Raw genomic sequence first — 13370 nt, forward strand, 5'->3', positions numbered from 1 at the left:
TGCCGATGCAGGCCGTAGCCGCAAGGGCCCGCCTCGTAGCAGAAGTTCAGCCGCCGCCCGCCCTTGCCGAGCTTCTCCACTAGCTTGGCGATGTGATCGGCGCGGTTCGGGATGCTGCCCAACTGGCGGACCTCGCCGCCGCGCGTCCCTTCGGCGATGGCGACCGCAACCGTCGCCTTATGGACATCCAGCCCTACGTAGATGATATCGTTCATCAGGTCCGTCCCCCATGTCTGAGGCTCGGCGCCGGCCTGTCCGGCGCAACCCTCGATTGGGACATGCCGTGGGACGGACCGCCAGCCGTTTCAGGGGGCGAACATAGGGTCTAGATCTTTCCCCCCGGCAGCAGGGCGCGGTGGCAGGCGCGCCAGGCGTCGGTCCAGTCGGTCATGATGGTGTCCAGCCCCGACGACATCTCGTCGGCCACCGTCAGCAGATCGGGCGGGTCCAGCGCCAGATAGGCCTCGGCGGTGCCGCTGTCGCGGGTGACCTCCATCCCCAGCTTGCCGGCCAGGCGGATCATTGCCCGGTTGTCGGCCAGGCACAGGGTGTAAAGCCGTTCGGCACCGCGATTCCTGGCCCAGCGGATGGCCCGCTTGAACAATTCGGCGCCGATGCCCGCCGATCGATGGGCGGGGTCCACCGACACCCCCACCTCGGCCACCGCATCGCTGAAGGCGACATGGGCGGCGCCGACCAATCGGGGGCCGTCAAACACACCCAAAATCAAATCGTCAGGATCGATGCCGCCGACATAGGTGTCGATCCAATCGTCGGACACCGTGCCGTGGGCGAAACGAAAACGACGGTCGGCCGGGGCCAACCCCTTGAGGTGAAAGGCGAAATCCGGCCGTTCGTCGGGTAATAGCTTGCGGATCAGCATGAGCATGCTCCTTCCGGCGGCGCTCCCTGGATTGAATCTAAAACGGTTCTTTGCTGCGATGCAACAAAAATGCTGCAGCGCAATATGAAGATTGCGATATGACGCTTGAAATAAGCCTGTAATGCCTATAATTTCACCAAGTTGGGATTGGTGCTTATCGTTTGTGCGCCGCATGAGATCGGGGGAGCCTATGTCCGAGCCGGAACGAATTCTGGAATTGACGCGCGCGGTTCACGATGTCGCCAGCGACAAGATCCAGGAGATCAAGCGTGTGACCGGCACCACCCGCATCCTGTCGCTGAACGCCTTGATCGAGGCGACCCGGGCCGGCGAGGCCGGAAAGGGCTTCGCGGTGGTGGCCAACGAGGTCAAGAACGTCTCGACCAGCATCGATTCCATCACCCAATCGCTGGAAGGCGAGCTGTCATCGACCATCGCCGACCTGATGAATCTGGGCGAGACCCTGATCGGGCAATTGCGCGGCTCGCGCCTGGCCGACCTGGCCTTGAACATGATCGAGATCATCGACCGCAATCTGTATGAGCGCTCGTGCGACGTGCGCTGGTGGGCCACCGATTCGGCGATGGTGGATTGCCTGGCCGACGCCACCCCGACTGCGACCGCCTATGCCTCGAAGCGGTTGGGGGTGATCCTTGATTCCTACACCGTCTATCTGGATCTGTGGGTGGTCGATGCCAATGGTCGCGTCGTCGCCACCGGCCGCCCCGATCGCTATCCGCGCGCGGTCGGCACCGACGTCAGCCGGGAGGCCTGGTTCCAGAACGCCATGGCGACCGCCGACGGGACCGAGTTCGCCATGGCCGACATTTCATCGGTCGGGGCGCTGGACGGGGCCTTGGTCGCGACCTATGCCACCGCCATTCGTGCCGGCGGCGACGTCAACGGCGAATTGCTGGGGGCGTTGGGCATCTTCTTCGACTGGCGGCCGCAGGCCGACGGGGTGGTCAAGGGCGTGCGCCTGCGGCCCGAGGAAAAGGACCGGACCCGCTGTCTGTTGATCGACGCCAACCGCAAGGTCCTGGCCTCGTCGGACGGCAATGGCATCCTGAGCGAGACCATCCGCCTGGAAACCGGCTCGACCGACATGGGCTCGTATGTCGACGAGGTCGGCCGCATCGTCGGCTTCGCTGCCACCCCCGGTTACGAGACCTATGAAGGCATGGGCTGGTACGGTGTGATCATCCAGTTGCCAAGCTGACGGTGAAGTGGAAGGTCGAGCCCTGACCGGGAACCGAATCGACCCAGATCCGCCCGCCGTGTTGATCGACGACGCGGCGGCAGATGGCCAGGCCGATGCCGGTTCCTTCGTATTCCTCGCGTCCGTGCAGGCGCTGGAAGATGCCGAAGATGCGGTCGTGATAGACGGGATCGATGCCGATTCCGTTGTCGGCGACGCTGAAGGTGACCACCTTGCCGTCGATGGTGAAGGATAGCCTGACCTCGGGAATCCGCTCGGGCGAGCAATATTTCAGGGCGTTGGCGATCAGGTTCTGGAACAGGTGGATCAAGTGGGTCTTGGCCCCCAGCACGGTGGGCAGGCCGGGCGCGATGTGGATTTCGGCGCCGGTCTCGGCGATGCGGGCGGCCAGGTTGTCCAGCGCGGCGGCGACCACGATCTCGCACTCGACCGGCGCCAATTGTTCGCCGCGCCCGACCCGGGAATATTCCAGCAGGTCCAGCATCAGGTTGTCCAGGCGCTTGGCGCCTTCACGGGCGAAGCTGATATATTCGCGGGCCTCGTCGTTCAGCTGGTCGGCGAAGCGCCGTTCCAGCAATGCGACGAAATTGGCGATCTGGCGCAACGGCTCGCGCAGATCGTGGCTGGCGATATAGGCGAACTGCTCGAGTTCGGCGTTGGACCGCTTGATCTCGGCCAGATGGGCCTGGATGCGGGCTTCGGCTTCGACCTGCTCGGTGATGTCGCGGGAATAGACGATGACCTGGCGGACCCGGTCGTCGGGGCCGATCAGCGGAAAGATCGTGTTCGACAAATGGTGGCCGCCGCGCACGTCGATCAGGGTGACCGGGGCGCGCGACGCGACCACGCCGGCCACCGCGCGCTTGCGGGCCTCGATGTTGACCGGCGGGAAATAGCTCCATAGGGAACTGCCCAGGATGGTGGCGGGATCGACGCCCAGGCGCTTGGCGAACACGTCGTTGAAGCCGCGCATGGTGCCATCGACATCGAACAGCATGCAGGCGTCGGTCGAGGCGTTCAGCATCTGCAGCGCGATCGCCTGCGAGGCGCGCACTTCCTGTTCGGCTGCGCGGCGCCGCCCGATCTCGCGGATCAGGCGGCGGTTGGCCAGGATCAGCATGGCGATGAACAGCAAGAAGCCGCCGGCGGCTAAACCGCCCCACAGCATCACCTGGCGCGGCGCGATGCCGAATTCGCTTTTGACCGGCAGCCACTTGCGCCTGATTTCCCGATGTTCCTCGGGGGTGATCGTGGCCAGGGCCTTGTCGAGCGCGCTGGTCAGCAAGGGCCAGTCGCCACGCACCCCCATGCCCATCTCGGCCCCCGATAGAGTCGAGGGAGCGGCGATTTTCAGGTTGGTGTAGCCGTTCTTTTCCATTTGCCAGGCCGCGACCGCCAGAATGCCGACATAGGCGTCGGCCTCGCCGACCGCGACCGCGCGTATCGCCTGGGAACTGCTGTCGACGATCTTCAACTCGATGCCGGGATATTTGCGCTGCAATTCGGTGGTGTACCAATAGGCCTTTTCGACGGCAACGACGTGACCGTTCAGATCGTCGAGCGAGCCGACGAAATCGGCGTTGGTGCGGGTGACGATGACCACCGGGAAGCTGAGATAGGGGCGGGTGAAGCCGATTTCCTTGGCCCGCTCGGGCGTCGGCCGGGTGACCGGCTGCAAATCCATGCCGTCGCCGGTCGGCAGGCGCTTCAGGACCTCGGCGAAGCCGCCGATATCGACCGGCTCCATGGTCAGGTTCAGCCGCTTCAGAACCAAGGTCAGATAATCGATGGACATTCCGCGGACCTGGCCCTGGTCCTGGAACAAGAAGGGCGGCAAGTCGCCGTTGATCCGGACACGGACGGTTGGATGGGCGGCCAGAAATGCCCGTTCCTCGGCGGTCAGCTCGATGGCCAAGGCGCTCCTTGCCCCGCCGGGCACACCCGCCATGGCGACAACCACGAAAAGAAGGAAGCGGACCAAGGCTGCCAAGGCACCCCCGCTGGGTCTTGATGATCGATAGTGTGGGGTGATGTTCGGCGCTTCGCAACGGCCTAAATGCCGGCCCCCATGTCGATCAGGCCGGTTTGTCGCTCGACTTCCACTAAAAGGGCGTGCAGGCTTTTGTCGATGAAACCGTCGGCTTCAAGCTGGCGGACGGTGTTGATCAGATAATCGCGGTTCAGGCCGGTGGCGCCGGCTCCGTCCATGATGATGGCGGCCTGCCGCTCGAGGCCCAACGCGCCGGCATAATGGCGGTGGCCGCGATCGGCGACGAAGGTATAGGCCCGCACCTTGCGGCCGTCATCCAGGGTGACCGCCGCCCAATGGGGGCGATAGGCATAGCCGACCAATTCGCGTTCGTTCAGATAGCCGATGGTGATGTCGGCCTCGGCGGCCGGTACCCGAAAGGCCAGTCCCTTGCACGAACCGCCCCGGTCCAGCCCCAGCACCAGGCCGGGTTGTTCCGGCGTGCCGCGATAATGCATCGAGTAAAGGCAGAACGAGCGGTGCCAGCCCTTCAGCAAGGCCGGCCGTACGTCGGCATAGGCGAAGCCCGGCCGCCACATCAGCGAACCGTATCCGAACACCCAAAGATCGTCGTGCTTGGTCATGAAGCGCCAAAGGGGGTAAGGTGGCGGACTTTTTTTCCGCCTTATCAAGATTGCACCATGACCGAGACCGAGAGCGCCCGCCAGCCTGAAATCGCCCTGAGTGACGAGGATCGGCGCGGTCTTTACCGCACCATCCTGTCGCGGCGCGACGTGCGCGGGCAGTTCCTGTCCGATCCGGTGCCCGACGAGGTGCTGGCCCGGGTGCTGGTGGCCGCCCATTACGCGCCGTCGGTCGGCTTCATGCAGCCGTGGAGCTTCATCCTGGTCCGCTCGCCCGAGGTGCGCGCCCGGGTCAAGGCGGCCTTCGAGGCGGCCAATGCCGAGGCCGCCGCCCTGTTCCCCGACGACCAAGCCGCCAGCTATCGAGCCCTGAAGCTGGAGGGCATCCTGGACGCGCCCTTGAACCTGTGCATCACCTGCGACCGCGACCGGGCCGGGCCGGTGGTTCTGGGCCGCACCCACATGCCCGAGATGGACCTTTATTCCACCGTCTGCGCGGTCGAGAATCTGTGGCTGGCCGCCCGTGCCGAGGGATTGGGCGTCGGCTGGGTCAGCATCATCGAGCCCGCGCGCCTGCAAGACATCCTGGGCCTGCCGGACCGGGTGGTGCCGGTGGCCTATCTGTGCCTGGGCAAGGTCAGCCATTTCCTGGCCAAGCCGGAATTGGCCAGCAAGGGCTGGCGCCAGCGCCTGGCCTTGTCCGATCTGGTGGCGATGGATCGCTGGGGCGGCGATGCCCCCGATCCCGAACTGGCGCGCGCGCTGGATGATGCGCAGGCCTGGGCCGAAGCCGGTGGATAAGGTTGCCGCCCTCGAGGTGCGCCACCGCATCTCGCTGGCCGGCTCGGCCGAGATCGCCGCCGCCGCTTTGGCCGGCCTGCCCGGATTGGTGCAGGTCGAGGGGCGAGGCCAGCGCCTGGACCTTGCCTACGATCTGCGGCTGGTGAACCTGGATTCCATCCTGACGGTGGTGCGCCTGGCCGGAATTCAGCCGAAGACGTCGATGTTGGCGCGGCTGCACCGCGCCTGGATCCGCTTCACCGACGACAATGCCCTGTCGAGCGCCACCGATCCCGGCCATGGCTGCTGCTCGCGCCCGCCGAAGGGGCGCTGATACCCTTCGTTACAAAATCGTGCGAAATCCGACATCACCCGGTTACCGGCGGGTGGTGGAATGCCTCTGTCGACAGATTGTCGAAATCGATGGAGAAACAGACATGACCAAGATTCTTGCCGGCCTGGCGTTGGGCGCCGCCTTGCTTGCCACCCCCGCTTTCGCCGAAAATCCGGCCATGCCGATGATGGGCATGGGCGGCGGCATGGGCATGCCGATGGGGATGGGCATGCATCGGGGCACGCATGGCTGCCCTGCTGGCGACATGACCCGTCACCTTGACGGCCATGTCGCCTTCCTGAAGGCCGAGCTGAAGATCACGCCGGCCCAGGAAGCCGACTGGGCCGTCTTCGCCGACGCGTTGCGGGCGGGTGCCGCCACCATGGGGCCGATGATGGGCCAGACCGGCCCGGCCGGATCGGTGGGCGAGATGTTCACCCAGAAGGAACGGATGCTGACCACCAAGCTCGAGAACGCCAAGCGCCTGCATGCCGCCTGGGCCAAGCTGGAACCGGTCTTGAGCGCCGACCAGAAGAAGGCGGCGTCCGAACTGATCGGGTCGCGGATGATGCGGATGTAGGAAAAAAAGCCTTCCATCGATAGTGGTTAGATGGTATGATGCTTCTCGTTTTCGGAGGGTGCCTCGGTGAGTGGCGCCCTCCTCAATTTGGAGGGTGTGTGGGCATCTGCCGTGTCCAATTAAGTGTATTATTTGATGAACATCACAGTTCCGGCGAGAAAAATGATTGAAGAACGTGACGGGCTGTATAAAATGGTTTTGTCAAACAAATTCTTTTAGCCGTTTAAAAAATTTTTCAGGATAGCGCTGACCTTGTGTGATGTCAAGGGGCGGTCCTTGGTGATCTAAGGAGAATGTGATGTCGGATCCCGCGCCTCGTGCTTCGTCAACTCGCCGGGTTTACGTCGTGAATGCTGGCGGACTCAGCGATTCGGAGCGTGCTCGAGCCAATCGTCCGTTCGCCAATCGCAGGCTTTGTGTCGGTCTGGACGCTGCCTATGAAGACCGGGGTCAAGAAAGCCCTGAGGATGCCGACACAACTGATCATGTTGCCTCGAAAGCTGTTCTGCGCGATTGACGTGTCGCCTGCCCTGATTTAGCGTGGCGCTCGTGCATAGCGGGCGCCAATTTTTTTGGGTGAAGGTCTGATGAATTGCGAGAATGGCAGTGAGGTGCAGGAAGAGCATCCAACATTGGCTGATATGAAGAAGCTTGGGGCTTTGATTTCAGACGCATGCGATGCACTGTATAGAAACCATAGCAACCTGTTTCTCGTCATGGACAATAAGATTGTCGAGGATTGCGCTATCCAGGCGAGGCAGTCTCTTGCTTCTTATAACATGGACTCATCAAAAGGCGTTCACTCTGCTCCAAATCATTTTAAAGAAGCAGGTCATTACGCCTACTGGGTCAGAAAGTTGAAGCCGTTGCAGGTCGTCTCTTTGTCTGGCTTGGTTGATATGTTGAGTGATTGTGGAATCGTCTGCGATTGCCGCAATGGCTCGCTGCCTGCTGACAATCCGGGAGTTGTTCTTGTGAACGAATATGCCGCGCTCCATGTTGCTCGGGCAATAGTCCGCGCTGTCGAGCAAAGGCACTACGACGCCCTGGATCAGAATGGCAAGGTCAACGAGCAAATGCGGCGTCAGTTTCAGGAATTTCGGAGCGTCGTCAATCGACGGCTGAAGCGGATGTCCGACGATATCTTGATGTCGATCCGCTATAATTCCCATTCACCCAACAGCATGGCGATCCTGATGGAGGCATTGCTGGGTTCAGCGGCCGACGTCATCGTCAACTGAGATCGTGCCTGATCGGGTTAGGGGCCGGCCCCTTGCGGAGCCGGCCCTTCCTTTCACCGGCCGAACAGGCCGCCCGGGTTGATCGGCAGCGGGCTCTTGCTGGCGCCCGAACCCGACGAGCCGCCGCCCAGCAGGCCGCCCACGCCCTTGGCCCCGCTCAGCGCACCTTCCACCGCCTTGGTGGCCGCGCCCTGGACCATGGCGGCCAGGTCGGGGCGATAGGACAGATTGTCCCACGGCCCCTCGACGATCACCGGCACACTGATGCCGGCGGCGTCGGCCTTGCCGCCCTGGCCTTCCAGGCTGGCCACCGCCTTGGGCTCGATACGGTAATGGACGGTGCGCGGCGGCATTTCCACCGTGCCCTTGCCCTCGACCCGCAACAGCGGCGACTTCATCGACAAATCGTGGTTGCTGACGATGCCGTTGGTGATGGTGAAGGTGCCGCCCAATTCGGCGAAGTCGGTCTTTTCCATCTCCTTGGCGCCGCCGGTGAAGGCGGTGGTGACGTTTCGGACCATCGCCGCCAGGTTGATGCCCTTGATCGAGCCGTTCAGGAAGCTGACCGCCCCCTTGCCGTCGAGATCCGAGATCAACTGGCGCTGGGTGCGGCCCTTGCCGGCCACCTGGATGTCGAAATTGCCGGTACCGTCCAGCCGGTTGAAATCGGCTGCGTCGGTCAGGAACGGCTCGGCCTGCAGGCCCTTCAGGGTGAACGAGGCGTCAAGGCCGGCGCCCGGCTGGCTGCCGTCCAGCCCGATGCGGCCCTTGCCCGAGCCCTTGTACAGGGCCAACTCGGTCAGGTCGGCGACCATGCGGCCGTCTTTCAGCCCGACATGCAGGGCGCTTTTGCCGACCTGGATCTTCCTGACCTTGATGCCGCCCACCGACAGGGCGAAATCGACGTCGGCCGCCTTCAGGTCGGAAGCGTCGATGGGGTCGTCGCTCCAGTCGCTCTTGGCCGCCTTGCCGCCGCCGGCCGGAGCCTGACCGCCGCCGCCGCCCGCCTTGGCCGGCTGTTCCGGCGGCAGATAGGGGTTGAGGTCCAGCATCTCGACATCCAGCTTGCCCTTCAGGGCCGGGCGCACGCCGCCGGTATCGACGGCGAAATCGCCCTTGGCCTTGATGGCGTCGATGGCGATGTCGGTGCCGGTCAGCGCCACCTTGGTGCCGCCGGCCGCCAGATTGCCCTTGATGGCCAGCGGGCCCAGGCCGGTGCCGGCCATCTCCAGCGGCTTGCCGGTCGCCCATTGGGCCAGGTTGCGGATCGAGGGAACCGCCAGGTCCAGCACGCCCTTGATGCCGGCGGCCTTTCCGCCGGTGACGTCACCCTTGTAGGACAGCTTGACCGTCTCGGCCGAAACCGAGATGTCGGCCTGGGTGGTGCCGCCTTCGATCACCGCCTTGGGCTTGGCCACCATCAGGGCCAGCTCGATGACCTTGGCATGCCATTTCAACGACCCCTTGGCGGTCAGCGGATCGGCCAGGCTTTTCAGGTTGACCGCCAGGTTGATGGCATCCACCTCTTCCTTGGTGCCGGCCGGGCCGTCGATATAGGTCAGTTTGCCATTGGTGATGCGCACGTCGCCCAGGGCGATGTCGGGCACCGTCGGCGCACCGCCGCCCGCGGCGGGCTGCTGCTTGGGCGTCGGCATCGGGTCGGCTGCCTTGGCACCGGCCGGCTTGTCGAACACCCAGTTGGCGCGGCCTTGCTTGTCCACTTCCAGGGTGATGGCGGGATCGACCAGCACGAAGCTGTCCACCTCGACCTTGCCCGACAGGATCGGCATGATCTTCAATTGCACGTCCAGCGCGCCCAGCCGGACCAGATCCTTGGTCGAGAAGCCGGCCGGATTGGAAAGCGCAACATTGGACACCTGTACCGACAGGGACGGGAAGGCCGACACCGACACCTTGCCCTGGATCGACAGGTCGCGGCCGGTGGCGGTCTTGACCTGGGCGATCAGCTCATCCTTGATCTTCTCGGCCGGCACGAACATCGGCAACGCCACCAGGGCGCCGATCACCAGCACCACCAGAACGCCCAGGGCGATCAGCAGTTTTTTCATGGGTGTTGCTCCTTAATTGGCGAAGACTTTGCGCAAGATGTCGCTGGTCCGCTTGGTGGGGTCCGAGCGGATGGCGGCTTCCTCGCGGCCGAGATAGGTGAACAGGCCCTTCAAGCCGCCGTCCAGGACATGGTCGGTCAGCATGGCGCGGCCATCGCCGACCATCGGCAGTCCCTTGGCCGAGGCGGTCAGCGATTCATAACTCTTGACCGCGCCGGCTTCCGACACGGTCTTGTCGACCACCGGGCGCATGGCGGTCTTGAGGTCGGGGGTCATGGTCCGCTTGAAATACTGGGTGGCGGCGTCGGATGGGCCGTTCAGGATCGCCTTGGCGTCGTCCAGGCTCATCTTTTCCAGCGCGTTCCAGAAGATGCGCTTGGCTTCCGGGGCCGCCGCCTCGGCGGCGCGGTTCAGCTTCAGTTCCAGGTCGTCGGTCAAGCCGGACATCCCGGCCATCTTCAAGCCGGCCTGGACCTTCTGCAAAGAATCGGGCAGCGGTATGTGAATGGCCGGGTCGCGGTTATAGCCGTCGGCGCGGCCCAACTGGCTGGACACCTTTTCGGTGCCGACCCGCAGCGCCTCCTTGAGGCCGCTGGCGATGTCGCCGGTCGACAGGCCCTGGCCGCGCGTGCCCGAGGATGGCAGCGACACGCCGCCGCCGCCGGTCTGCTGCTCGAGGACCGCCTTGCCGAAATCCTTGAGCGAACCCTGGGCCAGGGCCGGCGGTGCCGCCACGGTCAAGGCCAGCAATGAAAGGGCTATCAGTCGCATTTCATCCCCCCGGCGGTCACGACATCCGAAAAGCCTATCCCCTTTTCGGTGTCATCACCATGGGGGAAATGCAACGCACAGCTCTGGCATCCGCTTCCTGCCCCACCCATGTGGTATGGCAAAGGGGACTTGTCCATGCGTCAGGAACACGAGCCGAAAGCTTGGCTGGGACTGGCGGCAGGCGCCTTGGGCGCGGCCGGGCTGCTGGCGCTGGTGTTGGCCGCCTCGCGGGCGCCGGGGGCGGAAAACTGGCTGCCGTCAGGGCCGGACTTCTTCAAGAAAGGGCTGGTCACCCACGTCGTCTTCTCGTTCCAGGTATGGCTTTTGGCCATGCTGGCGGCCTTGGCGGCGCGCGTGGCACCTGCCGCCACGCGGGCCGGCGCATTGGTGCCGCTGGCGCTGTCGGGCCTGGGCTGCGTGTTGCTGCTGGTGCCGACCCTGGCCGGCTGGGGGCGGGCGTCGCTGAACAATTACGTCCCGGTGCTGATCCATCCGCTGTTCTATGCCGGCCTGGGCCTGGTGGCGGCCGGGGTGGCATCGGTGGCGATCCGGCCGCTGATGGTGTGGCGAAGCCTTGATACGGTCGGTTTCGGCATCGCTTGCGCCGGGCTGACCCTGGTGGCGGCGCTGGTCTGCTTTGGGGTGGCCGCTGCCGATCCCGGCCTGGGCGAGGACCCGGTCACCGCCAACGAGCGGCTGTTCTGGGGCGGCGGTCACATTCTTCAATTCGTCAACGCCCAATTGGCGATGATCGGCTGGCTGGTGGCGGCGGGGCGGGCGTTTGGCCGGGCGCCGCCCAATCCCCGCGTGATCCGGCTGTGTTTCGCCGCCCTGGCCCTGGCCGCCTGGATCGGCCCGGTGCTGGAAGCGACCCATGCCAGCGACGATCTGGCCCTTCGCCACGCCTTCACCGGCTTGTTCCAATGGGTGCTGCCGGCGCCCCCGGCCATTGTGATGATGATTGCCGTGTGGCCGCTGATGGCGCGTGGTCCCAAGGTCGGCGATCCGGTGGCCGGCCGGGCGCTGTTCTTGTCCTTGGCGGTGTTCGGGCTGGGCGGGCTGGCCGGTTTCGCCCTGGGCGAGGGCGATACCCGCACGCCGTCCCATTACCACGCCATGATCGGCGGGGTGAATCTGGCCCTGATGGGGCTGATCCATCTGTGGCTGCTGCCGCTTCCCGCCAGTCGCTGGCTGACGGCGCAATATTGGCTGTATGGCGGCGGCCAGTTGCTGCACGCCGCCGGCTTCTATCTGGCCGGCCTGGCCGGGGTGGCGCGCAAGACCGCCGGCGCGGCGCAAGGGCTGGATTCCGCCGTCAAGCTGGCGGCGATGGGAATCGTCGGCATCGGCGGCGCCATCGCGGTGGTCGGCGGGGTGATCTTCGTCGTCGGTCTAATGGCCCGTCTCGGCGCACAGCCGCCGCAACGAGCGGACATCGTCGATCCGCACTGAGTTGCCCTCGGTGCGCACCCCCATGTCGCGCAGACGGGCCAATACCCGCGACAGGCTTTCGCGGCGAATGCCGACCCGGCTGGCCAGGATTTCCTTGTTGAAGGGCAGGGACACCAGGGCCTCGCCGACCTGGGCGTCGGTCAGGGCCAGCAGGAACTCGGCCACCCGTTGCCACGGCGGCTGCTCTTTCAGGTGGCGGATTTCCGAGGACAGCCGCTGATGCCAGCGGCACAGGCTGGCCAGCATGCGATAGGCGACGGCGCGGTCGGATTGAAGGGTGGTGATGAAGGCGCGCCGGCCGACCTTGATCAGGGTGGCATCCTCGATCACCTCGGCATGCAGGGGGAATATTCCCATCGACAGCATCGCCGCCTCGCCGAACGACGAGACCGGGGTGAACACCTCGACGATGCTTTCGCGGCCGTCGGGGGTCAGGGCGAACAGTTTCACCTGGCCGTCCAACACGATGTAGAAGGAATCGGCGGCGGCGCCGGCGGAAAACAGCAAGGTGCGGCGGTCGCAGGCCAGGGCGGTGGAATCGGCCATCAGCCGTTCCAGCACGTCATGTTCCAGTCCGTCGAACAACGGCAGGGCCATGACCTGGCGGGCCAGGGCCGGGCCGGTGGCGCGGTGGCGCGGCAGCGGGCCGTCGGGCTTCGAGCAATTGGGCTTGGGGACCAGGCATAAAGGCCGGCAGGGGCAGCTCATGAAAAGCCTCCCTCGATCAAGGATTCCAGCGAATCGCCCACCGCGCGCAACTGATCCAGGTTGGAAATCTCGACGCGGTCGCCGCGTCCGGTCTCGACGCCGAACTCGCGCAGGCGGGCGAAGGCGCGCGACAAGGTGGCGGGTTCCATCCCCAGGCGGTCGGCCAACAGGCGCTTCTCGAACGGCAGCCTTACGATGGTGCGGCCATCTCCGTCGCCGGCCAGGGTGACCAGATAGCTGGCCAGCCGCTCGGTGGTCGATTGCAGCTTGAGCTCGGTGATTTCCCGGATCTGGCCGCGCAACGAGCCGGCCATCACCGCGATCAGCGACAAGGTCAGGGCGAAGTCGCCATCGAGCAGACGGTGCAGGGCGGGGCCCGAAATCACCACGGCCCGGCCCGTTTGCACCACGCGGGCGGCGGCGGCATGGCGGGAATCGGGCATCAAGGCATTGGCGCCGACGAATTCGCCCGGTCCCAACCGGGCCAGAACTTCGTCGGGCAGATCGCTTCGTTCGGCCATCAGCTCGACCGCGCCGGCGGCCAGGACAAAGATGCGATCCGCGCTGTCGCCCTGACGGAACAGCACCTGGCCTTCCATAAGGTCGATGGTGTCAGGACTATCCAGGACCATAGCCAGCGATTCGGGCGTCATCGCCTCGAACAGCGGGTGCTCCGTCAGGACGGCAAGGGTGTCTGAGTGCATCTCCCCCTCCGAGCAG

13 protein-coding genes and 1 pseudogene are annotated in these 13370 nt (G+C 64.9%); 6 read left to right on the plus strand and 8 right to left on the minus strand.

What is annotated here, in order from left to right:
• Together A6A05_RS02330 and A6A05_RS02335 are read right to left on the minus strand one after the other, a co-directional pair.
• A pseudogene (locus A6A05_RS02330) lies at positions 1–215 on the minus strand (IS110 family transposase); the annotation flags it as partial.
• 110 nt (positions 216–325) lie between these two features.
• Entirely contained in the window at positions 326–883 is a 558-nt protein-coding gene (locus A6A05_RS02335; protein WP_068497072.1) for a GNAT family N-acetyltransferase, read from the minus strand.
• 190 nt (positions 884–1073) lie between these two features.
• Between A6A05_RS02335 and A6A05_RS02340 the strand changes: the two genes are divergently transcribed.
• A complete protein-coding gene (locus A6A05_RS02340) occupies positions 1074–2102 on the plus strand; it encodes a methyl-accepting chemotaxis protein (protein WP_068497074.1) in 1029 nt (342 codons plus the stop codon).
• Here A6A05_RS02340 and A6A05_RS02345 read toward each other — a convergent pair.
• Together A6A05_RS02345 and A6A05_RS02350 are read right to left on the minus strand one after the other, a co-directional pair.
• Entirely contained in the window at positions 2083–4017 is a 1935-nt protein-coding gene (locus A6A05_RS02345; RefSeq protein WP_216635733.1) for an ATP-binding protein, read from the minus strand. The genes A6A05_RS02340 and A6A05_RS02345 overlap by 20 nt on opposite strands.
• 137 nt (positions 4018–4154) lie before the next feature.
• Positions 4155–4715 (minus strand): gamma-glutamylcyclotransferase, encoded by a 561-nt coding sequence (locus A6A05_RS02350; protein ID WP_068497078.1) that lies wholly within the window; start codon positions 4713–4715, stop codon positions 4155–4157.
• Between the two features lie 57 nt (positions 4716–4772).
• On the opposite strand from A6A05_RS02350, the gene bluB reads away from it, so the two are divergent.
• The 4 genes from bluB (at position 4773) to A6A05_RS20570 (ending at position 7650) form a co-directional block, all read left to right on the plus strand.
• Positions 4773–5516 (plus strand): 5,6-dimethylbenzimidazole synthase, encoded by a 744-nt coding sequence (bluB, locus tag A6A05_RS02355; protein ID WP_068497080.1) that lies wholly within the window; start codon positions 4773–4775, stop codon positions 5514–5516.
• Positions 5509–5829, plus strand: a complete 321-nt coding sequence (locus A6A05_RS02360; RefSeq protein ID WP_068497082.1) for a hypothetical protein — start codon at positions 5509–5511, stop codon at positions 5827–5829. Before bluB ends, A6A05_RS02360 begins: the two co-directional genes overlap by 8 nt.
• A gap of 103 nt (positions 5830–5932) precedes the next feature.
• On the plus strand, positions 5933–6409 hold the full coding sequence (locus tag A6A05_RS02365) for a Spy/CpxP family protein refolding chaperone (protein WP_068497084.1): 477 nt from the start codon (positions 5933–5935) through the stop codon (positions 6407–6409).
• 587 nt (positions 6410–6996) lie between these two features.
• Positions 6997–7650 carry a hypothetical protein gene (locus tag A6A05_RS20570; protein WP_156520854.1) on the plus strand — a complete coding sequence of 218 codons (654 nt, stop codon included), beginning with the start codon at positions 6997–6999 and terminating at the stop codon, positions 7648–7650.
• A 53-nt stretch (positions 7651–7703) separates the two neighbouring features.
• On the opposite strand, the gene A6A05_RS02380 is transcribed toward A6A05_RS20570, so the two are convergent.
• Positions 7704–9719 (minus strand): AsmA family protein, encoded by a 2016-nt coding sequence (locus A6A05_RS02380; RefSeq protein ID WP_068497088.1) that lies wholly within the window; start codon positions 9717–9719, stop codon positions 7704–7706.
• 12 nt (positions 9720–9731) lie between these two features.
• Positions 9732–10490 (minus strand): DUF4197 domain-containing protein, encoded by a 759-nt coding sequence (locus tag A6A05_RS02385; protein ID WP_068497091.1) that lies wholly within the window; start codon positions 10488–10490, stop codon positions 9732–9734.
• Positions 10491–10625: 135 nt separating this feature from the next.
• On the opposite strand from A6A05_RS02385, the gene A6A05_RS02390 reads away from it, so the two are divergent.
• Positions 10626–11942 carry a heme-copper oxidase family protein gene (locus tag A6A05_RS02390; RefSeq protein ID WP_156520855.1) on the plus strand — a complete coding sequence of 439 codons (1317 nt, stop codon included), beginning with the start codon at positions 10626–10628 and terminating at the stop codon, positions 11940–11942.
• On the opposite strand, the gene A6A05_RS02395 is transcribed toward A6A05_RS02390, so the two are convergent.
• Positions 11883–12650, minus strand: a complete 768-nt coding sequence (locus A6A05_RS02395; RefSeq protein ID WP_068497095.1) for a Crp/Fnr family transcriptional regulator — start codon at positions 12648–12650, stop codon at positions 11883–11885. The genes A6A05_RS02390 and A6A05_RS02395 overlap by 60 nt on opposite strands.
• Positions 12647–13354 (minus strand): cyclic nucleotide-binding domain-containing protein, encoded by a 708-nt coding sequence (locus tag A6A05_RS02400; protein ID WP_068497097.1) that lies wholly within the window; start codon positions 13352–13354, stop codon positions 12647–12649. Before A6A05_RS02400 ends, A6A05_RS02395 begins: the two co-directional genes overlap by 4 nt.
• Positions 13355–13370 lie beyond the last annotated feature (16 nt).

This window comes from Magnetospirillum moscoviense, from assembly GCF_001650635.1.
GTDB classification, from domain to species: domain Bacteria; phylum Pseudomonadota; class Alphaproteobacteria; order Rhodospirillales; family Magnetospirillaceae; genus Magnetospirillum; species Magnetospirillum moscoviense.